The organism is Delftia sp. CH05 (assembly GCF_009827015.1).
GTDB classification, from domain to species: Bacteria; Pseudomonadota; Gammaproteobacteria; order Burkholderiales; family Burkholderiaceae_C; genus Comamonas; species Comamonas tsuruhatensis.
The window spans coordinates 1-21190 of sequence record NZ_WUMG01000015.1 but is presented as its reverse complement, the minus strand read 5'-3'; the positions used below and the strand labels follow the sequence as shown (position 1 = coordinate 21190).

Genomic DNA, 21190 nt, shown 5'->3' with positions numbered 1-21190 from the left:
CCGTATGCACACCGTTGAAATCGTCTTGCTCGTCCTGCTGCTGGGAGCGCTGACGGGCATTGCCGCGCGCTACGTGCGCGCCATCCCGCTGCCGCTGATCCAGATCACCCTGGGAGCGCTGATGGCCTGGCCGCAAAAGGGCCTGCACATCGCCTTCGATCCCGAGCTGTTCCTGCTGCTGTTCATCCCGCCGCTGCTGTTTGCCGACGGATGGCGCATCCCCAAGCGCGAGTTCTTTGCGCTGTACCGCCCCATCCTGCGCCTGGCGCTGGGCCTGGTGCTGTTCACGGTGGTGGGGCTGGGCTGGCTGATCCACTGGCTGGTGCCCGGCATGCCGCTGACCGTGGCCTTTGCGCTGGCCGCCGTAGTCTCGCCCACCGATGCCGTGGCCGTCTCGGCCATCACGCGCAACCTGGGCATGCCCGAGAAGACCATGCACATCCTCGAGGGCGAGTCCCTGCTCAACGACGCCTCGGGCCTGGTGGCGCTGAAATTCGCCATCGCGGCCACGCTGACCGGCCTGTTCTCGTGGACCGAGGTGGCCAAGGATTTCATGTGGATGGCCCTGGGCGGCCTGGGCGTGGGCACGCTGATCGGCTGGGGCTTTTCCTATGCGCGCAGCACCATCACGCGCCGCCTGGGCGACGTGGCGGCCACGCAGATGGTGCTGCTGCTGATCCTGCTGCCCTTCGCCGCCTACATCGTGGGCGAGAAGATCGGCGTGTCGGGCATCCTGTCGGCCGTGGCCGCGGGCATTGCCACCAACTTCGCCGACCTGGAGCGCAGCAGCTACATCAGCGAGCGGCTGCAGACCGAGGGCACCTGGAGCATGGTGGAAGCCTCGTTCAACGGCGCCATCTTCCTGCTGCTGGGCCTGCAGTTGCCCTCCATCATCGGCGTGACGCTGCACGATGCGGGCAGCGAATGGTGGGTGCTGGTGGGCTATGTGGTGATCATCTCCAGCGCGCTGCTGCTGATGCGCTGGATCTGGCTGACGCTGGGCGTGCAGCGTAGCCTGGCTCGCGCCCACTTCCAGGGAAAGATGGCAGAGCGCCCCTCGCACCTGCTGAACCTGGCCACCACCATGGCCGGCATACGCGGCGCCGTGACGCTGGCCGGCGCGCTGTCCGTGCCCATGCTGCTGAACAACGGCCAGCCCTTCCCCGGCCGCGAGATGCTGGTCTTCCTGGCCACGGGCACCATCTTGTTCACCCTGGTGCTGGGCAGCATCGCCCTGCCGCTGATCCTGCGCCGCATGCCCCAGCCCGGCGAATCGCCCACGGTGCGCGAGGAGCGCCTGGCGCGCGTGGCCGCCTGCCAGTCCGCCATTGGCGGGCTGACGCTGAGCGAGGAAGAGATCCAGGGCCACACGCCCGAATGGGTGGCCATGCACCAGGAGGTCATGGGCCACCTGACGCAGGAGTACCGCAACCGCGTCCAGCTGCTGGACGACGGCAGCGGCACGGCCTCCAGCATCGAGATCCAGCGCGAGGCGCCCGAAGTCGTGCGCCAGCGCAAGCTGCGCTACCTGCTGGAGATCGAGCTGCGCCTGCGCTGCATCCACCAGGAGCGCGACGCGCTCTACGCCGAGCGCCAGGCTCACCGCATCAACGACGAGTCGCTGCGCCGCCTGGTCAGCGAGCTGGACATGCAGGAGATCTCGCTGCGCAAGCGCCTGGTCGTGGCGCGCCGCGCTGCCGCCTCGGCCATGGCCGCGCCCGAGGGCGGCACGCCCTAGGCGGCACGCGGTGGACAGCTGGCGGCAGCGCATGAAAGCAGCCCTCAGGCGGTCCTGGCCGGGCGCAGATCCAGCATGGCGATCATCTCGTCGCGGATCTTGAATTTCTGGATCTTGCCGGTCACCGTCATCGGGAAGGCCTCGACGAAGCGGATGTAGCGCGGCACCTTGTAGTGGGCGATCTGGCCCTTGCAGAAGTCGCGCACGCCGTCTTCGGTCAGCGCCTGGCCGGGCTTGACGATGATCCAGGCGCACAGCTCCTCGCCGTAGCGCACGTCGGGCACGCCGACGACCTGCACGTCCTGCACCTGCGGATGGCGGTAGAGGAATTCCTCGATCTCGCGCGGGTAGATGTTCTCGCCGCCGCGGATCACCATGTCCTTGATGCGGCCGACGATGTTCACGTAGCCCTGCTCGTCCATGGTGGCCAGGTCGCCGGTGTGCATCCAGGCCTCGTCGTCGATGGCCTCGCGCGTGCGGGCCTCGTCCCCCCAGTAGCCGTGCATGACCGAGTAGCCGCGCGTGCACAGCTCGCCCGAGACGCCGGGCGCCACGACCTCGCCCGTGGCCGGGTCGACGATCTTCACCTCCAGGTGCGGCTGCACCTTGCCCACGGTGGACACGCGGCGCTGAAGCGGCGTGTCGGCATCGCTCTGGCAGCTGACAGGGCTGGTCTCGGTCATGCCGTAGGCGATGGTGATCTCGGACAGGTGCATGTCGCTGACCACGCGCTTCATCACCTCGATGGGGCAGGGCGAGCCGGCCATGATGCCGGTGCGCAGCGTGCTCAGGTCGAACTCCTTGAAGCGCGGGTGGTCCAGCTCGGCGATGAACATCGTGGGCACGCCGTGCAGGCCCGTGCAGCGCTCGGCCTGCACGGTCTCCAGCACCAGCAGCGGATCGAATCCGTCATTCGGGTAGACGATGGCCGAGCCATGCGTGAAGCAGGCCAGGTTGCCCAGCACCATGCCGAAGCAGTGGTACAGCGGCACGGGAATGCACAGCCGGTCCTCGGGCGTCAGCCGCATGCACTCGCCGATGAAAAAGCCGTTGTTCAGGATGTTGCGGTGGGTCAGCGTGGCGCCCTTGGGAAAGCCCGTGGTGCCGCTGGTGAACTGGATGTTGATGGGGTCGGTGTTCTTGAGCGTGGCGGCCACGGCGTCGATGCGCGCATCCTGCGCATCACCGCGCGCCAGCAGGCTGGAAAAGCGCAGCATGCCGGGCTGCTCTTCGCCCTGCCCTGCCACGTCGATCCAGACCACGCTGCGCAGCTGGGGCAGGCGCGCGCAATGCAGGCGGCCGGGCTCGGCCGTGGCCAGCTCGGGGGCCAGTTCGCGCAGCATGCCCAGGTAGTCGCTGGTCTTGAACTGCGCCATGGTCACCAGGGCCTTGCAGCCGACCTTGTTGAGCGCGTACTCCACCTCGGAGGTGCGGTAGGCCGGGTTGATGTTGACCAGCACCAGGCCGACCTGGGCCGTGGCCAGCTGCATCAGCACCCATTCGGCGTTGTTGTGCGACCAGATGCCGACGCGGTCGCCCTTGTCCAGCCCCAGGCCCAGCAGCGCGCTGGCCAGGCGGCGCGCCTCGGTGTGCAGGCCGGCATAGCTGTAGCGCAGGCCCTGGTGGCGGCTGACCAGGGCCTCGCGATCGGGCTGCCGGGCCGCCATGTCGGCAAAGAAATCGCCGATGGTCTGCTCGATCAGCGGCACATCGGTGCGGCCTTGGGCATGGCTGGAAGCGAGCGGGGCGTTCTGGGCGGGCATGCGTTGTCTCCTGTGTCGTCGGCGGCGCCTGGGACGGGCAAATGCAGTGGCCTGCCCCGTCACGGCAGCTATTGCGTGGCAGCATAAGGGCCAACCCCGAGCAGAACAGGCCACGAAGGTTGCAATAATTGCCAGCATGTTCACCCCCTCGCTGGTCAAGACCCCCCTGCCCCAGGCGGCCGCCACCATGGCCTCCGCACACCCTGCAGTCACGCCCATGGCCTTTGTGCAGGCCATTATGCTGGCCTACGAACGCCGGGGCATCAGCGCCCTGTCCGCCCTGGAGAAGGCACAAATCGCGCCAGACTCCGTCAAACAGCGCAACGAGTGCATCACGGCGCTGCAGATGGAGGCACTGTCCGATGCCGCCATGCGCGAACTCGACGACGAGTCCCTGGGCTGGTTCTCCCGGCGCCTGCCCTGGGGCAGCTACGGCATGCTGGCACGCGCCAGCATGGGCAGCGAGCAGCTGGGCCTGGCGCTGGCGCGCTGGTGCCGCCACCATGGCCTGCTGGCCGACGACATCCGCCTCACGCTGACGCAGGAAGACGGTTTGGCCACGCTGGCCATCGAGGAGCTGTCCACGCTGGGCGCCATGCGCGAGTTCTGCCTGCTGTCGGTGCTGCGCAATATCCACGGCCTGGCCAGCTGGTTCATCGATGAGCCGCTGCCGCTGCGGCGTGCCTGCTTTCCCTTCGATCCCCCGCCGCATGCGGGCGTGTATGCGCTGCTGTTCCCGCCGGGCGAGGTGGAGTTTGGCGCGGCCCGGGCCTGCCTCCAGTTCGACGCGCGTTTTCTGGATATGCCGCTGACGCGCGACGAGCCCGCGCTGCAGCGCATGCTGCAGCGCGCCCTGCCGCTGCAGGTGCGCCCCTACCGGCGCGAGCGCCAGCTGGTGCAGCGCGTGCGCCAGCTGCTGGCGGCCGACGCCGAATGCCTGCAGACGGCCGACACGCTGGCGCGCCAGCTGCACCTGTCCCAGCGCAGCCTGCACCGCCAGCTCAAGGAAGAAGGCGCCTCGCTGCAGGCGCTCAAGGACGAGGTGCGGCGCGAGCGGGCAGTGGCCCTGCTGCTGCGCACCAGCCGGCCCATCAAGCGCATCGCCCAGTCCTGCGGGTTTCTCAACGACAAGAGCTTCATCCGCGCCTTCCGGCTGTGGACGGGGCTGTCGCCTTCCGAATTCCGCAAGAGCGCGCGCGCCCGGCCCGAGTGAGGGCCGCGCGCATCCTGGCGCGATTTGCATCCTGCGCGACTGCCGCCGTCCGCGCATCTGGCCTAGGCTTTGCGCATGCACCATCTCCACCACTGCGTCAGCGCGCGCTCCTTCCGCGCGCTGTGGATGCTCGAAGAACTGCAGCTTCCCTACACGCTGCACATGCTGCCGTTTCCGCCGCGCGTGCTGCAGCGCAGCTACCTGGAACTCAACCCGCTGGGCACGGTGCCGCTGCTGCGCCACGGCGAGGCCAGGCTGACCGAGTCAGCCGCCATCTGCGAATACCTGGCCGCCCTGCACCCCGGGGCGGGCCTGTCCGTGCAGCCGCAGGAGGCAGACTTCGCCGCCTACCTCAACTGGCTGCACATGAGCGATGCCACGCTGACCTTCCCGCAGACCCTGGTGCTGCGCTACACCCACTTCGAGCCAGCCGAACGGCGCCAGCCCCAGGTGGCCCAGGACTACCAGCGCTGGTTCCTCGCGCGGCTGCGCGCCGTGGAGCAGGCCGTGGAACAGCGCCACTGGCTCGCGGCAGACCGCTTCACCGCTGCCGACGTGGCCGTGGGCTATGCGCTGATGCTGTCGGCGCACCTGGAGATGGAGCCGCAATGGGGGCCTGCCACCCAGGCCTACTGGCAGCGCCTGCAACAGCGGCCCGCCTTCCAGCGGGCGCTGCAGGCCGAGCAGCAGGCCGCGCGTGCGCAGGCCGTGGACGAGACGCCTTCGCCGCGGCTGCGCTAGGGCCGGCTCAGGCTCAGGCTCAGGCTCAGGCTCAGGCTCAGGCGCTGGCGCTGGCCTGCCCGATGGCGCGCAGCATGGCCGGCAGCTCGCCCATGTCGCCGAATACGCAGCTGGCGCCGGCCTCGAGCAGTTGCTCGGCCGATGCGTGGCCCTGGTCGGCCGGGAAGTAGCCCCAGACCGTGGCGCCTGCGGCCACGCCGGCGGTGACGCCGGTCACCGTGTCCTCGATGACCAGGCAGCGCGCCGGCTCCACGCCCAGGGCGGCGGCGGCGGCCAGGTACACATCGGGAAAGGGCTTGCTGCGCGGCAGCTCATGGCCGCTGAAGACGCGGCCCTCGAAATACGGGGCCATGCCGACCTGGGCCAGCTGCATCTCCACCTTGGCGCGGTCCGCGCCCGAGGCGCAGGCGATGCGGCCAGCGCACAGCGCATGGGATTCGCTGACGGCGGACAGCGCGCCGTCAATGGCCACCAGCTCGGCGCGCAGCGCGGCGTTGCGGCGCTCGTAGAAGGCGGCCATCCATGCGTCGGTCAGCGGCTTGCCGGTGCGCGCCTCGATCAGCGCGGCCTGGCTGCGCACGGTCTTGCCGATGAATTCGCGCAGGCATTCCTCGGTGCTGATGGGCCAGCCCGATTCATTGAGCATGGTGCACAGCACGCGGTTGGTGATGGATTCACTGTCGACGAGCACGCCGTCACAGTCGAAGAGCACGGCCTCGAAAGCAGTCATGGATGGATTCTCGAAACAAACTGAGCAAGGGCGCCCTGGGGCGCCCTTGCTGCGGAAAATGGCCGGATTATGCGCCGGCCGCGCATGCCTGTGCCCTGCTCAGGGGAAGGAGGCACCGGCCAGCGGATGCACCATGCGGCGGACGTTGCGCACCGAGATGGAATGGAACCGGCCATCGTCGGTGACCACGTCGCCGAAGGCGAAGAAGCCTTCGGCCGCATTGCGGTTGAACTGCTCCAGGCGCTGCGCGAGGCTGGCGCTTTGGGACACCGGTTCGACGCGGTACTCGATGGCGCCCTGCTGGTCGCCGCTCTTTTCGTACAGCTGCACGCCTTCGGTATTGCCCCGCAGCACCAGGGCGCCGCGCAGCAGGTGGCCCTTGGCCCCCATCTCGTCCAGGCGCTGCTTCAGCGCCGTGCCGTTGGCCATGCCGAAGGGCGCGGCCAATGCGAACACCGCGTACTCGAAGGCCGGCGCCTTGGAGTCCTTGACGTAGAGGTTGAACATCTCGTTGCCCGAGATCAGCGGGCCCATGTAGCGGAAACCCCGGCCGCTCATCTCGGCCAGTTGCTGCGTGAAGCCGGACGTGTCCAGCGCACCCACGGCGGGGCGCGTCTCGTAGCTGTAGGTGGCGGCGGCGCTGCTGCTGCGCACATAGAGGTTGCGCAGGTCCTGCGTGCTGCTGGGGAACGCCATGCCCGACTTGTACAGGTAGCCTTGCGCACCCTGTGCGTTGAGCTGGGCCACCAGGGCCGAGACGCCCGCCACGTCCGGCACCATGCGGTAGTCCAGGCGCGTGCCGGTGTGGGCCGTGTCGGTGACGTAGAAGTCACCGATGGGAACGGGGAAGGCGGTACCGCCCGAGGCCAGGCTGTAGGTGAAGGCATAGCCCTGCGCCCCCAGCGCGTTCATGGCGGACAGGGCCGCGTCGAAGTTCTCCGCACCGGTCTCCATGCGGTACTGGCCGGTCACCGGCGTGGGCGTGCTGCCGGGGTTGCCGGGCGTACCGGGGTTGCCAGGATTTCCGCCATTGCCGGGATCTCCGCCGCCCGGCTCTCCCGATCCACCACCACCGCCGCCGCCACAGGCGGCCAGGGTTCCCAGAAGCATCAATGCCGCGCTGCGGCGCGTGAGCTGTACCATCTTCATGACTATCTCCCCTTCTCGTTGAATACATGCCCGTTCCATGCGGAATCTCAGGGCATCGGCGGCGATTTTGGGGAGTTGGCCGACATCCGGTCACCCCCCGGCCGGGGGGTAATCGTTACGATGTGCGCAAGGTGTATCCGGGCGCGCCCTGGCGCTCCAGCCCTTTCGACATGCCTTCGCGCGGACCATGCACAGCCATTCCCTCCTGACCGATCCCTCCTGTCTCCAATCGGGGCGCTATGCCCTGGTGATCGACGACCACCCGCTGACGGCCATGGGCGTGTCCGAGTTCCTGAAACAATTTGGCCTGTTCGAAGTCCATGCCGTGGCCGATGCGGGCGAAGGCCTGCAGTGCATGGCCGCCAGGGGATCGCCGCATCTGGCCATCGTGGATTTCTGGCTGGGTGCCAGCGCAGGCACGGACGTGGTGCGCGAAATCCGCACGCTGGCGCCCGCCTGCCGCGTGCTCATGACCAGCGGCGACACGCATGGCGCGATTGCCCTGAAGGCACGCGCGGCCGGGGCCCATGGCTTTGTGCTCAAGTCGCAGCCGCCGCAGGTGCTGCAGCAGGCCGTGGCGGCCCTGCTGCGCGGCGAGACCTGGTTCCCCGCCGCCCCGCTGGCGCCGCAGCCGCCGGGCGGCGCCCATGCCATCCGCATGACGGCGGCCGAGCTGGGCCTCACCCCGCGCCAGGCCCAGGTTCTGGACCTGGTGCTGCGCGGCCTGCCCAATCCCAGCATTGCCCGGTTGCTGCACCTGTCGCCGCACACGGTCAAGGAGCATGTGGCAGGCGCCCTGCAGCGCCTGGGCGTGCACAGCCGCATTGACGCCATCACGCGCATGCAGGGCATTGCGCTGGAGCTGCCGCCCTCCGTACCGCCGACCGATACGGTTCAGGCGCCGGCCACGGCCAGCCTGCGCTGAAGCAGGGCCCGCAGCGCCAGCGGATCCACGGGCTTGCGCAGCAGCAGATAGCCCAGTTCCTGCGCCTGCTGCTCCAGCGCAGCGGAAGGGTCGCCGCTGAGCAGGGCGCCCGCCGCCTGCGGCGATTGCGCCAGCACGTTCTGCAGCAGCGCAAAGCCGTTCTCGCCCTGGGCCAGCTGGTGGTCGCACAGCACGAAATCGGGATGCTGCCCCGCCGCCAGCCAGGCCTGCGCCTCGCGGCCCGCAGCCGCCACGTCCACGGTCAGCCCCCAGCCGCGCAGCAGGCCGGCCAGGGCCTGTGCCACCTGCACATCGTCATCGACCACCCAGCACCGGCCCTGCAGCAGGGGACGGCCTGGCGGATTCGCGGCAGCCTCGGCCCCTGCCTGCGCGTGCCCCAGAGGCAGGTCCGCTTGCACGCTCAGGCTGGGCGACAGCTGCAGCCAGAAGCACGAACCCCGTCCCGGCGTGGACAGCAGACCATGCTCCACGCCCATGCGGCGCGCCGCTGCGGCCACCACGGCCAGGCCCAGGCCCTGGCTGCTCACGCCGGGCAGGTGCTCGGCCGCAGGCTGGGCCGCGCGCCGGGCCGCCTGGCCGGAACGCGCGCGAAAGTGCGGTGCGAAGACATGGGGCCGGTCTTCGGCCGCAATGCCCAGGCCGGTATCCCAGACCTCGATGCGCCAGCCCCCGCCGTGCACGCGGGCGGCCAGCAGCACGCCGCCGCGCTGGGTGTAGCGCAGGGCGTTGTGCAGCAGGTTGAACACCATCTGGCGCAGCAGGGCCTCGTCGGCACGCACCAGGCTGTCCATGCCGCGCGCCACGCGCCAGCGCAGCACCAGCCCGCGCTGCCGCGCCTCGGCCGCGAACAGGCGCGTGGCATCGCCCAACAGAATGCGCAGGTCCATCACCTGGGCGCGCAGCTCCCAGGTGCCGTTCTCCAGCCGCGACAGGTCCAGCAGGTCGTTGCACATGGTGCCCAGCGACTGGGCACAGGCCTGGGCATCGTCAAGCACGCCCGCCAGCGCGCCGTCGGCATTGCGCTGGCGGGCGGTCTCCACCAGCAGGCCCAGGGCATGCAGGGGCTGGCGCAGGTCATGGCTGGCAGCCGACAGGAAGCGGCTCTTGGCCTCCAGCGCCTGTTCGGCCTGCTCCTTGGCCGCCAGGTAGCGCTCGGCCAGCAGCTGGCGGTCACGCTCCTGCGCCCATTGCTGCTGCATGAGCTGGCGCGCCCCCCAGGCATGGCGCGCGATGGTGGCGCCATACAGCATGAGCAGAGGCAGCAGGTACAGGCCCCTATTCGGGAAGTACCAGACCACGGCCAGCAGCATGGCGCCGTACAGCACGCCGAAGAAGCGCTTGAACACGGCAGCCGCCGGCGCCAGGAAGGTGGCGGCCGAGGCCACGACGCCGCACAGCACCAGGTAGATGAAAAGCCGGAATTCATGGCCGCTGCCATGGGTCAGCGGTATGGCCAGCGCCCAGGAACCGGCGTTGAGCAAGGCCATGCGGCCCATCACGCGCTCCCAGCGCTGCAGCCGCGTTGGCAACTCGGCCGAGGGCACGGCAGCGCCCAGGTCCCGACGCAACTGGCGCCGCAAACCAACGAAGACGCAGGCCATGAGCGCCATGCCCAGCCACCACAGCAGCAGCGGCGCCTGGAAGGCACCCGTTTCGTGCCGCTGCAGCCAGACCACGATGCCGGGGATGATGAGGGCCGCCGCCTCGGACGAGCCCCGCGATGCGATGGACAGCAGCAGCCGCTGGCGCTGCTGCAGCTTCCACAGCGGCTCCGCAGGGCCGCCGTCGTGTTCAGAACTGGTCGCCATCCACGTAGAACCAGCGCCCGCCTTCGCGCACGAAGCGGCTGCGCTCATGCAGGCGCACGGCGCGGCCCGCCACGCGGTAGCGCGCGACGAATTCCACCTCGGCGCGGTCCTCGCCGGTGCTTCGGAAGTCCCTGACCGCCAGCCCCAGCCAGCGCGCCGAGGGCTCGAAGTCCAGCGTGGCGGGCCGCTGGCTGGCGTGCCAGGTGGCCAGCAGGTAGGCGGCGTCCTCACGCACGAAGGCGCTGTAGCGCGAGCGCATCAAGGCCTGGGCATCGGGCGCAGGGCAGTCGTCGAAATGGTCCAGGTAGCGGCCGCAGCAGGCATCGAAGGCCAGGGACCGGCCCTTGGCATCGTGCTGGCCACAGGGACAGGCCGGGGAGGTGGCGGCCGCGCTCATAGCGGCTGGCCCTGCGGAATTTGCGGAACCTGGGAGAGGACGGCGGGGGAGCAGGAGTGCATGTCAGTCACGGCCGCCTTGCTGCGACCGGGTTCTTGATGGAGGACAGGCGGGCCATGATACTGACCGCGGGCCCTCGGGCCTGTAAGGAGAGCCCATGTTTTCAATGTCGGTCCCGTGGTGGGAGTTCGTGGTGCGCGGCGTGGCCGTCTACCTGTTCTTGCTGGTGTTCCTTCGGCTGACGGGGCGGCGCCAGACGGGGCAGTACGCGCCCTTTGACCTGGTGCTGCTGCTCATCCTGTCGAATGCCGTTCAGAACTCCATGAATGCCGGGGACAACTCGCTGATCGGCGGCATGATCTCGGCCTCCACGCTGATCCTGTGCCATCTGCTGCTGTCCTGGCTGACTTTCCGTTATCCCGCGCTGGAGCGGCTCATCGACGGCAAGGCACAGGCCCTGATCACGGACGGCCACCTGAACAAGGATCTGATGCGCGAGGAACGCATCACGCGCGACGATATCGAGGCCGCGCTGCGTGCGGGCGGCTGCCTGCACCTCAGAGAGGTGGAGCGCGCCACGCTGGAGACCGACGGCAGCATCACCGTCGTCCTGCGCCGCCGCGACAGCGAGAACGACGGCGATCCGCCGGTCTGAGCCTAGTCGAGCTGCTCCAGGAAGCGCTCGATGGCCAGGTTCACGGGCTGCGGATGCGTGAGGTTGGCTGCATGGCCGGCCCCCGGCACCTCCACCCACTGCGCCCTGGGCAAGGCCTTGGCCATGGCGCGTGCACGGTCGAGCGTGATGGCGATGTCGTCCGTGCCATGGATGACCAGTGCCGGTACGTGGATGTCGGGCAGTCGCGGGCTGATGTCATCGCGCTGGGCCAGCGCCAGAAAGCTCTGCCCCAGGTTGATGGGCGTGGCCTTCTTCCATTTGGCGCGCCAGGCGGCCGCGCCGCTCCAGCCCTGGCCCAGGATGGTGCGCTCCACCGTGGCCGCCATGTCGTCGCTGAGGCCATGCTCCATCCAGGCCCTCAGCAACGCCTCGTGGTGGGGCATCTGCTCGGGGTCTTCCAGCATGGCCTGGGTGTCGATCAGCACCAGCGCACGCACGACCTCGGGATGGATGAGCGCACAGCGCAGCGACAGATAGCCGCCCTGCGACATGCCCACCAGCACCGCGCGCTCCACGCCCAGGTGCGCCAGCAGGGCGGCCAGGTCGTCGGCCGAGTCGTAGTAGTCAAAGGGAGCGCAATGCGCGGGGTCTGCCGTCTGGCCATGGCCACGCTCGTCCCAGATGATGCAGCGATAGCGATCCTGCAGCGCCTGGACCTGGGGAGCGAACATGGTGTGGTCCATGAGCAGTCCATGCGAAAACACCAGGACCGGGCCGCGCCCGCCCGTGTCCTCGTAGTAAAGGTTCTGGCCGTTGACGGAAGCAATGGGCATGTCGGGATCTCCTGCGAAGGTGGTCACAAACCTGCCGGAGTCCGGTGCCCGCCTCTCCCGGGCGCCGTCCCGGCGACGCTCCATGCTAAGCCCTGCGGGTGACGGGGCCATCCGGCCCGACCCGCAGCATAGTGAGGGGCCTCAGGCCAGGGCGCGCTGGATGAGAATTTTCTGCACGTCGCTCGTTCCCTCGTAGATCTGGCACACGCGCACGTCGCGGTAGATGCGCTCGACGGGAAAATCGTTGACCACGCCATAGCCGCCCAGGGTCTGGATGGCTGCGCTGCACACGCGCTCGGCCATTTCGCTGGCGAACAGCTTGGCCATGGCCGCTTCCTTCAGGCAGGGCAGGCCGGCATCGCGCAGGCTGGCCGCATGCCAGATCAGCTGGCGCGCAGCCTCGATCTGCGTGGCGCAGTCGGCCAGGCGAAAGCCCACGGCCTGGTGGTTGAAGATGGGCTGGCCGAAGCTCTCGCGCTCCTTGGAGTACTGCAGCGCGCAATCGAAGGCCGCACGCGCCATGCCCACGCTTTGCGCGGCAATGCCGATGCGCCCGCCCTCCAGCGCCGACAGCGCGATCCTGTAGCCCTCGCCCTCGGCACCAATGAGGTTGGCGGCGGGGATGCGGCAGCCCTCGAACTGGATCTGGGCCGTGTCCGAGCTGTGCTGGCCCAGCTTGTCCTCCAGCCGCAGCACCTGGTAGCCGGGCGCGGAGGTGGGCACGATGAAGGCGCTCATGCCGCGCTTGCCGGCCGCCTTGTCGGTGACGGCGATGACGATGGCCACGTCGCCGTTCTTGCCGCTGGTGATGAACTGCTTGACGCCGTTGATCACGTAGTCGTTGCCGTCGCGGGTGGCCGTGGTGCGCAGCGCCGAGGCGTCCGAGCCCACATGCGGCTCGGTCAGGCAGAAGGCGCCCAGCATCTCGCCGCGCGCCAGCGGCGCCAGCCATTGCTGCTTTTGCGCCTCGCTGCCGTAGCGCATGAGGATGGCGTTGACGGGGCAGTTGGTGACGCTGATCACCGTGCTGGTGCCGCCGTCGCCGGCTGCGATTTCCTCCAGCACCAGGGCCAGGCTCAGGTAGTCAAGGCCGGCGCCGCCGTATTCCTCGGGCACGCAGATGCCGTAGGCACCCAGCGCCGCCAGGCCCTGGTGCACGTTCTTGGGAAAGTGGTGCTCCTTGTCCCAGCGTGCGGCATGGGGCGTGATTTCGGTGCGTACGAAGTCGCGCACCGCGTCACGGATCATTTCCTGGTCTGCGTTGAGCAGCATGTCTTGTCTCCTGATTCTTGTTTCGTTGTTCGTTGTCCCGGCCGCAGCTACCAGGCGATGCGCTGCCCGTCGTGGCGCAGCATGCGGCCCCGATCAGCCGGCGTGACGCCGGCCAGGGTGCGGACCAGACCCTGCACGCTTTGCTCCACGGTGAAGGTGGCGGACTCGCCGCCCATGTCGGTCTGCACCCAGCCCGGGTCCAGCGCGACCACGGTGGCGCCGGGCCATTGCGGCTGGGCGCTGGCCACGACCATGTTGAGCGCGGCCTTGCTGACGCGGTAGAGCCAGGCGTCGGATTCGGCGCCGGCCAGCAGCGACATCTCGCTGGAGAACAGGCCGAACACGCCGCCCGCCGCCTCGACCATCGGCGCCACCTGGGGCAGCACCTGCATGGCGCCCAGCACATTGGTGTGCATGACGCGGTCGAACTGCTCGCGCGTGGGCGGCGTGGCCGAGCTGTGGGCATCCCACACTCCGGCCACGTACAGCGCCAGCTCGATCTTCTCGCCATCGAGCTGCCAGGCCAGGCCGCTGACGCTGGCCGGGTCGGCCACATCCACCAGCAGCACCTTGGCGCCCGTGGCTTCGACGCGCTCGCGATCGGCCTCGCTGCGCACCGTGGCGACCACGCTGCGGTCCTGGGCCGCATAGGCCTCTACCAAGGCAAAACCGAGCCCGCGCGAGGCTCCCAACACCAGAGTGACTGCCATGTCTTTCGACCTTTCAAATGGAATGCGGTCAGCGGCCCTGCTCGCCCGCGATCTGTTTTTCGTAGCGCTCGACCATGGCCTCCTGCGTCTCGGTGGGCGCAGGCAGGCCGATCTGCTGGTGGACCATCTGGTTCACCGACGGCATGACGTTGCGCGGCACCTGGGACTCGGGCTTCCAGAGCCGGGCGCGCATGAGGGCCTTGGCGCAGTGCAGATAGGCCTCCTGCACCTGGATCTCCAGAACGATCTTGGGCCGGAAGCCTTCGTTGGCGAACAGCGCCGTGTAGTGGGCCTCGTCACGCAGCCTGGCCACGCCGTTGACGCGCAGCGTCTCGTCGAAGCCCGGCACCATGAACAGCAGGCCGATGCGCGGATCGGCGATCAGGTTGCTGAAGCTGTCCAGGCGGTTGTTGCCGCCCGAGTCGGGGATCAGCAGCGTCTGGTTGTCGGGCGCCTTGATGAAGCCCGGCTTTCCGCCGCGCGGCGAGGCATCCATCAGCGAGCCCGCCGCGCCCCCCGTGGCCACGATGCACAGCGGCGACAGCGCGATGAAGCGCAGGCAATGCCGGTCCAGGTCCACCTGCTGCTTGAGCAAGGCCCTTTCGGCCGGCATGGCATACAGGCTGCGCAACTGTTCTTCGCTGGTGATCATGGTCGAGAGGTCAAAGTAATAGCGGATCGGCCGATCCAAGTCTAGCTCTCTGGACGTCTGTGGCGCTGCCCATAAAACTGGCGCAATGCAAATCAGAGACACCGAGGAAGGGCCTGGGCCGGCCGCGCCGCCCCGCACCGAGGGTGTCGTCCCCCTTTCAGGGGGAGGGCGCGCAGCGCCTCAGGGGGTGACCATTTCTATCGCCATGGCTGTTCCTTCGCCGCCGCCTATGCACAGCGTGGCCAGGCCGCGCTTGCCGCCACGCGCCTGCAGGGCGTGCAGCAGCGTGACCAGGATGCGCGCACCGCTGGCGCCGATGGGGTGGCCCAGCGCGCAGGCGCCGCCGTTGACGTTGACCTTGTCGCGCGGCACGCCCAGTTCGGCCATCAGGGCCATGGGCACGACGGCAAAGGCTTCGTTGACTTCCCACAGGTCCACATCCGCCGCCGTCCAGCCGGCCTTCTTGAGGGCCTTCTGCGTGGCGCCCACGGGGGCCGTGGTGAACCATTCGGGCTCCTGGGCATGCGTGGCATGGGCGACGATGCGCGCCAGCGGCTTGCAGCCCAGCTCCTTGGCCGTGGACTCGCGCATCAGCACCAGGGCGGCGGCGCCGTCGTTGATGCTGGAGCTCGATGCCGCCGTGATCGTGCCGTCCTTCTTGAAGGCGGGCTTGAGGCTGGCGATCTTGTCCAGCTTGGCCTTGGCCGGGCCTTCGTCGATGCTGACCGTGACATCGCCCTTGCGCGTGGAGACGGTGACGGGCGTGATCTCGGCCGCGAAGGCGCCGCTTTCCGTGGCGGCCTGGGCGCGCTTGACGCTTTCGATGGCGTAGGCGTCCTGCTGCTCGCGCGTGAAGTGGTATTTGGCGGCGCAATCCTCGCCAAAGGTGCCCATGGAGCGGCCCGGCTCGTAGGCGTCCTCCAGACCGTCGAGCATCATGTGGTCATAGACCTTGTCGTGGCCCATGCGGTAGCCGCCACGGCCCTTCTTGAGCAGGTAGGGCGCATTGGTCATGCTCTCCATGCCGCCGGAGACCACCACATCGCGGCTGCCCGCCACCAGCTGGTCATGGGCCAGGATGGTGGCCTCCATGCCGGCGCCGCACATCTTGGACAGGGTCACGGCGCCCGTGCTGCGCGGCAGGCCGCCCTTGAAGCCTGCCTGGCGCGCAGGCGCCTGTCCCTGGCCCGCCATCAGGCAGTTGCCGAACAGCACTTCGTCCACCTTCTCCGGCGCCACGCCGGCACGCTGCACGGCGGCCTTGATGGCGGCGCCGCCCAGATCGTGGGCCGCGAGATCGGCGAAGTCGCCCTGGAATGCGCCCATGGGGGTGCGGGCTGCGCCGACGATGACGATGGGGTCTTGCATGCTTATCTCCTGGATGTGGTGATGGTGAGGGGAAAACAAACGGGTCAGGCCAGCCAGCGGCTGCGCTCGTAGGGATAGACGTCGTGCACGTGGCCTTCGCGGATGCGCTGCTGGTGCCCCTGCCAGAAGGCGGGATCGAGCAGGTCGGCATGGTGGCGCATGAAAACTTCGCGCACGGCCGGATTGCCCAGCAAAAAGGGCGCGAAGGTTTCCGGGAACACATCGCGCGGGCCCACGGGATACCAGACCTCGCCGCTGAGCTCGTCTTCCTCGTTGCGCGGCGCAGGCACCTGGCGGAAATGGCAGTCGGTCAGGTATTCGATCTCGTCGTAGTCGTAGAACACCACCTTGCCGCCGCGCGTGATGCCGAAGTTCTTCCACAGCATGTCGCCCGGGAAGATGTTGGCGGCCACCAGGTCCTTGATGGCATTTCCGTATTCGATCACGGCGCTCTCCAGCCGCTGCCGCGGTCCCGGCAGGTCCAGCCCGTCATCGAAGCACTCCTGCAGCAGCAGGTTCAGCGGCACCATGCGCCGCTCTATGTAGAGGTGGGAGATGATGACCTCCTGCCGGCCATCGCCGTCGCGGTCGCTGATCTCGACCTGGCTGGGCGCGTGCTCCAGGATCTCGGCGATCAGCGCCTCCGAGAAGCGCTCGCGCGGGAAGGCCACCAGGCTGTACTCCAGCGTGTCGGCCATGCGCCCCACGCGGTCGTGCTGCTTGACCAGGCGGTACTTGGCCTTGACCTGCTCGCGGGTGATCTCCTTGGGCGCGGCGAACCGGTCCTTGATGAGCTTGAACACATAGGGAAAGCTGGGCAGGTCGAACACCAGCATGACCATGCCCTTGATGCCGGGTGCGATGCGGAACTGGTCGCGCGAATGGCGCAGGTGGTGCAGGAAGTCGCGGTAGAACAGCGTCTTGCCCTGCTTGGCCAGGCCCAGGGCGTTGTACAGCTCGGCGCGCGGCTTGCGCGGCATGAGGCTGCGCAGGAACTGCACGTAGGCGCTGGGCACGTCGGTATCGACCATGAAGTAGGCACGCGCAAAGCTGAAGAGGCCGTGCAGGTCCTTCTCGCCGAACAGGGCCGCATGCAGCACCAGCCGGCCGTTGTCCCCATGCAGGATGGGCACGGCCCAGGACAGCTCGGCAAAGCCGTTGATGATCTTGCCGACGATGTAGGCGCCCTTGTTGCGGAAAAACAGGCTGGACAGCACCTGGATCTGGAAGTTGGCGTACAGGCGCATGGCCTGCAGCTGGGGCTCCAGGCGCTCGGCCAGGCGGGCGATGTCGCGCTCCAGGTCTTCAAAGGGGCGCTGCAGCGCGAACTGCTCCACGACTTCGCGCAGCGTCTGCGACAGTGTCTCGCGCGTGGGGTAGAAGGCCAGGTAGGCCGGGCGTGCGGTCGGCTCCTGGTTCTCTATGTATTCCGTACTGACGGCCGGCCGCACGAAGATGAAGTCGTTGTGGAAGTGCGTACGGTGCAGGATCTTGGTGGTGACCGAGTTGAAGAAGGTCTCGGCCAGCTCCGGCTGCAGGTGGTTGACCATGAGCCCGATGTAGTGGCGCTTGATCTGCTGCCAGACCGGCATGGGCTGGGCGCCGGCCGAAAACTCCTTTTCAAGCCGGCGCACGCATTCGCGCACGCGCAGGTCGTAGAACTCGATGCGCTCGCGCTGCGCGCGCTGCTGGCCCAGCCAGTCGGCCGTCTCGAAGCGGTGCTTGGCGCGGGCCGATTCGGCGCGGAACAGGCGGTAATGACGGTTGAAGCCATCCATCATCGCCCGCGCGATGTCATGGGCAAGCAGGGTGTCCTGGGCAGGCATCGGCATGAAGTCTCCCGGGGTCCCGCCTGCCATGGCCGCTCAATCGCGCTGGCGGCTGGCGACCAGCTCGACAGCCTCGGCATGGATGTTGGCGATGCCGCCGACGCCGGGCACGGTCATCTGCAGATTGGTGATCAGGCCGTCCTTGAGGCCATAGCACCAGCCGTGCAGCGTGACCTTCTGGCCGCGCGCCCAGGCATCCTGCATCACCGTGCTCTGCGCCACGTTGATCACCTGCTCGATGGCATTGAGCTCGCACAGCGCGTCATGGCGCCATTGCGGCGACAGGCTGGCCAGCAGCGCCTGGTGCTTGTCGCGCACGTCCTTCACGTGGCGGATCCAGTTGTCGGCCAGGCCCACGCGCACATCCTCCAGTGCCGCCAGCACGCCGCCGCAGCCATAGTGGCCGACGACCATCAGGTGCTCGACCTTGAGCTGGTCCACCGCGTACTGGATGGTGGACAGGCAGTTCAGGTCGCTGGGCACGACCACGTTGGCCACGTTGCGGTGCACGAACACCTCGCCGGGCTCCAGGCCCGTGATCTGGTTCGCGGGCACGCGGCTGTCGGAACAGCCGATCCACATGTAGCGGGGTTTTTGCTGCGCCATCAGCCCAGTGAAGAAACCGGGCCGGTCACGCTCCACCTGCTGGGCCCATTCGCGGTTGTGGACAAACAGCTCTTCGATGGAGGTTGTGCTCATAAACAATCCTTTTGTTGGGGTCAAACTCAAGAACGGCGCAGCAGGCAGGCGAAAGATCAGCAGGTCTCTGCGAACAGCTCGCGGCCGATCAGCATGCGACGGATCTCGCTGGTGCCGGCGCCGATCTCATAGAGTTTCGCATCCCGCCAGAGGCGACCCAGTGGGTATTCGTTGATATACCCATTACCCCCATAGATTTGAACGCCTTCGCCGGCCATCCATGTCGCCTTCTCGGCGCACCACAGGATGACGCTGGCGCAATCCTTGCGAACTTGGCGAACATGCTCGGTTCCCAGCAGATCGAGGTTTTTGGCGACCGTATAGGCAAAGGAGCGGCCCGCTTGCAGCACGGTGTACATGTCCGCCACCTTGCCCTGGATGAGCTGGAACTCGCCGATGCTCTGGCCGAACTGCTTGCGGTCATGGATGTAGGGCACTACGTTGTCCATCACCGACTGCATGATGCCCAGCGGCCCGCCCGTCAGCACGGCGCGCTCATAGTCCAGGCCGCTCATCAGCACCTTGGCGCCGTTGTTCACGCCGCCCAGCACGTTCTCGGCCGGCACCTCGACGTTCTCGAACACCAGCTCGCCCGTGTGGCTGCCACGCATGCCCAGCTTGTCCAGCTTCTGGGCAATGGAAAAGCCCTTCATGCCCTTCTCGATCAGGAAGGCAGTCACGCCGCGGGCGTTCAGCTCGGGCTCGGTCTTGGCGTAGACCACCAGGGTGTCGGCATCAGGACCGTTGGTGATCCACATCTTGGTGCCGTTGAGCAGGTAGTAGCCGCCCTTGTCCTCGGCCCTGAGCTTCATGCTGATCACGTCCGAGCCGGCGCCGGGCTCGCTCATGGCCAGCGCGCCCACATGCTCGCCGCTGATCAGCTTGGGCAGGTACTTGGCCTTTTGCGCTTCATTGCCGTTGCGGTTGATCTGGTTCACGCAGAGATTGCTGTGCGCGCCGTAGGACAGGCCCACCGATGCGCTGGCACGCGAGATTTCCTCCATCGCCACCATGTGGGCCAGGTAGCCCATGTCGGCACCGCCGTACTGCTCGGACACGGTGATGCCCAGCACGCCCAGGTCGCCAAACTTGCGCCACAGGTCCATGGGGAACTGGTCGTCGCGGTCGATCTCGCCGGCGCGCGGTGCAATCTCGGCCTGTGCGAACTCGCGCACGGCATCGCGCAGCGCGTCGATGTCCTCGCCCAGTTGGAAGTTCAGGCCCGGCAGGTTGGAAAGGCTCATCTCATGTCTCCTGTGGAAATTGGGGGAAAGAACGCCGCCCGGCTCAATCGGCCAGATCGCGGCCCTGCACGCACATCAGCGTGCAGCCCATGGTGGCAATCAGTTTCTCGCGGCCTTCGTCGATGGCGTAGGCGCGCCCTTCGGTCACGGTGATGGTGCGGCCCGGCTTGAGCACACGGCCTTCCATGCGAAAGCGCTGGCCCTTGGCAGGGGCCAGCAAGTTGATCTTGAATTCAATGGTGAGCACGGCAGCATCTGCTGGCATCAGGGTCAGCCCTGCGTAGCCGCAGGCGGAATCCAGCGCCGTGGAAACCATGCCGGCATGCAAAAAGCCATGCTGCTGCGTCAGTCCGGGCGCCCAGTCCAGGCAGACATCGACGGCACCGGGCTCCAGCAAGGACAGCTCGGCGCCCAGGGTGTGCATCGCGCCCTGGCGTGCAAAACTGTCTTGCACACGGCGGGCAAAGTCGCTGTTGGCAGGTTCCAGGCGGGGCACGGTCAAGGCAAGCCTCACAAATTACGTTTACGTAAACGTCAATTATGAAGCATTTTTCCCATCCAGGTGTTTCAACAAAGTGCGGGCCTCGGATTCCTGCTCTCGCACCTCGGCCAGGTTGGCCTGCAGATCGGCCAGGCGGTCTTCGAGCTGGCGACGGTGCACAGCCAGCACCTCCAGGAATTTGCGCAGTTGCACGCCCGTGTCACGGGGGCTGTCGTAGAGATCGATGATCTCCTTGGCTTCGTTCAGAGACAGTCCCAGCCGCTTGGCCCGCAAGGTCAGGCGAAGACGTGTGCGATCACGCGCGCTGTAGACGCGATTGCGCCCGCCAGGCCCGGCACGCTCGGGCTCAAGCAGGCCCATGTCCTCATAGAAGCGGATGGCCCGGGTCGTGAGATCGAACTCCTTGGCAAGATCGCTGATGGTGTAGGTGGTCGACATGGCTGGAGAGTCCGCCGGCATCCACAGCCGGCGGCCATGGGAATGCGACGTTGACGTTAACGTCAATGCTAGCGGAATTGTCCGCAGGAAACTGCGCCGGATGTTGCATCCGGGTGCGGCGAAGAAGCCCGGCAGGAATAAAAAGAGAGCGCGTCAGCGCTCTCTTTTTTGGGTTGTCCGTTTTCGGATGTTCCGTTGAGCCGTCCGTTTTGGCGGTTCAGCCTGTTTCCCCGTTTCCTGCACCCCAATGCAAAAAACCCCGTAGCTTTGGGCTACGGGGTTTCTTGGGCTGTAAGAGCCTGACGATGACCTACTTTCACACGGGAACCCGCACTATCATCGGCGCAAAGTCGTTTCACTGTCCTGTTCGGGATGGGAAGGAGTGGTACCAACTTGCTATGGTCATCAGGCATAACTTGTTGTCATGCTGCTCTTGCGAGCAACACAACGAATTCATAGAGTCTGTAATCAGCTTTGTATTTTGACTGCGCCTTACTTGGCATAACCACCTTGATGATCAACGTCATCAAAGTTATAGGGTC

20 protein-coding genes and 1 rRNA gene are annotated in these 21190 nt (G+C 67.5%); 5 read left to right on the top strand and 16 right to left on the bottom strand.

Going from position 1 to position 21190, the window contains the following annotated elements; genetic code table 11:
• Positions 1–4 precede the first annotated feature (4 nt).
• Complete coding sequence (locus tag GRX31_RS14110) at positions 5–1738, top strand: Na+/H+ antiporter (protein ID WP_016450031.1); 1734 nt, start codon at positions 5–7, stop codon at positions 1736–1738.
• Positions 1739–1782: 44 nt separating this feature from the next.
• Here GRX31_RS14110 and GRX31_RS14105 read toward each other — a convergent pair whose 3' ends face one another.
• Positions 1783–3501 carry an AMP-binding protein gene (locus GRX31_RS14105; RefSeq protein WP_160853231.1) on the bottom strand — a complete coding sequence of 573 codons (1719 nt, stop codon included), beginning with the start codon at positions 3499–3501 and terminating at the stop codon, positions 1783–1785.
• Between the two features lie 136 nt (positions 3502–3637).
• Here GRX31_RS14105 and GRX31_RS14100 point away from each other — a divergent pair, with 136 nt between their 5' ends.
• Together GRX31_RS14100 and GRX31_RS14095 are read left to right on the top strand one after the other, a co-directional pair.
• A complete protein-coding gene (locus GRX31_RS14100) occupies positions 3638–4714 on the top strand; it encodes an AraC family transcriptional regulator (RefSeq protein ID WP_160853229.1) in 1077 nt (358 codons plus the stop codon).
• A 75-nt stretch (positions 4715–4789) separates the two neighbouring features.
• Complete coding sequence (locus tag GRX31_RS14095; protein ID WP_017405399.1) at positions 4790–5455, top strand: glutathione S-transferase family protein; 666 nt, start codon at positions 4790–4792, stop codon at positions 5453–5455.
• A 37-nt stretch (positions 5456–5492) separates the two neighbouring features.
• On the opposite strand, the gene GRX31_RS14090 is transcribed toward GRX31_RS14095, so the two are convergent.
• Both GRX31_RS14090 and GRX31_RS14085 read right to left on the bottom strand, forming a co-directional pair.
• Positions 5493–6185, bottom strand: coding sequence for an HAD family hydrolase (locus tag GRX31_RS14090; protein WP_012207775.1), 693 nt, complete (start codon positions 6183–6185; stop codon positions 5493–5495).
• 99 nt (positions 6186–6284) lie between these two features.
• Entirely contained in the window at positions 6285–7334 is a 1050-nt protein-coding gene (locus tag GRX31_RS14085) for a hypothetical protein (protein ID WP_160853227.1), read from the bottom strand.
• A gap of 187 nt (positions 7335–7521) precedes the next feature.
• Between GRX31_RS14085 and GRX31_RS14080 the strand changes: the two genes are divergently transcribed.
• Positions 7522–8259, top strand: a complete 738-nt coding sequence (locus tag GRX31_RS14080) for a response regulator (RefSeq protein WP_160853225.1) — start codon at positions 7522–7524, stop codon at positions 8257–8259.
• Here the strand turns inward: GRX31_RS14080 and GRX31_RS14075 are convergent.
• Positions 8229–10088 (bottom strand): ATP-binding response regulator, encoded by a 1860-nt coding sequence (locus GRX31_RS14075; RefSeq protein ID WP_160853223.1) that lies wholly within the window; start codon positions 10086–10088, stop codon positions 8229–8231. The genes GRX31_RS14080 and GRX31_RS14075 overlap by 31 nt on opposite strands.
• Complete coding sequence (locus GRX31_RS14070; protein WP_043790439.1) at positions 10072–10485, bottom strand: YchJ family protein; 414 nt, start codon at positions 10483–10485, stop codon at positions 10072–10074. The genes GRX31_RS14075 and GRX31_RS14070 overlap by 17 nt, the downstream gene beginning before the upstream one ends.
• A 157-nt stretch (positions 10486–10642) precedes the next feature.
• On the opposite strand from GRX31_RS14070, the gene GRX31_RS14065 reads away from it, so the two are divergent.
• Positions 10643–11140, top strand: coding sequence for a DUF421 domain-containing protein (locus tag GRX31_RS14065; protein WP_043790438.1), 498 nt, complete (start codon positions 10643–10645; stop codon positions 11138–11140).
• 2 nt (positions 11141–11142) lie between these two features.
• On the opposite strand, the gene GRX31_RS14060 is transcribed toward GRX31_RS14065, so the two are convergent.
• The 11 genes from GRX31_RS14060 to rrf all read right to left on the bottom strand — a co-directional run bounded on the left by GRX31_RS14060 (position 11143) and on the right by rrf (position 21058).
• Positions 11143–11934 carry an alpha/beta fold hydrolase gene (locus GRX31_RS14060; RefSeq protein WP_016450021.1) on the bottom strand — a complete coding sequence of 264 codons (792 nt, stop codon included), beginning with the start codon at positions 11932–11934 and terminating at the stop codon, positions 11143–11145.
• Positions 11935–12075: 141 nt separating this feature from the next.
• The gene (locus GRX31_RS14055; protein ID WP_047475068.1) at positions 12076–13206 is read right to left on the bottom strand and encodes an acyl-CoA dehydrogenase family protein; all 1131 of its coding nucleotides are present in this window, start codon (positions 13204–13206) and stop codon (positions 12076–12078) included.
• Between the two features lie 47 nt (positions 13207–13253).
• Positions 13254–13916 (bottom strand): SDR family oxidoreductase, encoded by a 663-nt coding sequence (locus tag GRX31_RS14050; protein ID WP_061288570.1) that lies wholly within the window; start codon positions 13914–13916, stop codon positions 13254–13256.
• Positions 13917–13944: 28 nt separating this feature from the next.
• On the bottom strand, positions 13945–14568 hold the full coding sequence (locus GRX31_RS14045; protein ID WP_016450018.1) for a pyridoxamine 5'-phosphate oxidase family protein: 624 nt from the start codon (positions 14566–14568) through the stop codon (positions 13945–13947).
• 180 nt (positions 14569–14748) lie between these two features.
• Positions 14749–15936, bottom strand: coding sequence for an acetyl-CoA C-acyltransferase (locus GRX31_RS14040; protein ID WP_016450017.1), 1188 nt, complete (start codon positions 15934–15936; stop codon positions 14749–14751).
• A 44-nt stretch (positions 15937–15980) separates the two neighbouring features.
• Positions 15981–17768, bottom strand: a complete 1788-nt coding sequence (aceK, locus tag GRX31_RS14035; RefSeq protein WP_034363206.1) for a bifunctional isocitrate dehydrogenase kinase/phosphatase — start codon at positions 17766–17768, stop codon at positions 15981–15983.
• Between the two features lie 33 nt (positions 17769–17801).
• Complete coding sequence (gene can, locus GRX31_RS14030; protein WP_016450015.1) at positions 17802–18464, bottom strand: carbonate dehydratase; 663 nt, start codon at positions 18462–18464, stop codon at positions 17802–17804.
• A 56-nt stretch (positions 18465–18520) separates the two neighbouring features.
• Positions 18521–19708, bottom strand: a complete 1188-nt coding sequence (locus GRX31_RS14025) for an isovaleryl-CoA dehydrogenase (protein WP_160853221.1) — start codon at positions 19706–19708, stop codon at positions 18521–18523.
• Between the two features lie 43 nt (positions 19709–19751).
• Positions 19752–20210, bottom strand: coding sequence for a PaaI family thioesterase (locus GRX31_RS14020; RefSeq protein ID WP_016452801.1), 459 nt, complete (start codon positions 20208–20210; stop codon positions 19752–19754).
• A 36-nt stretch (positions 20211–20246) separates the two neighbouring features.
• Complete coding sequence (locus GRX31_RS14015; protein WP_013800379.1) at positions 20247–20648, bottom strand: MerR family transcriptional regulator; 402 nt, start codon at positions 20646–20648, stop codon at positions 20247–20249.
• A 297-nt stretch (positions 20649–20945) separates the two neighbouring features.
• Positions 20946–21058, bottom strand: a 5S ribosomal RNA gene (gene rrf / locus GRX31_RS14010).
• Positions 21059–21190 lie beyond the last annotated feature (132 nt).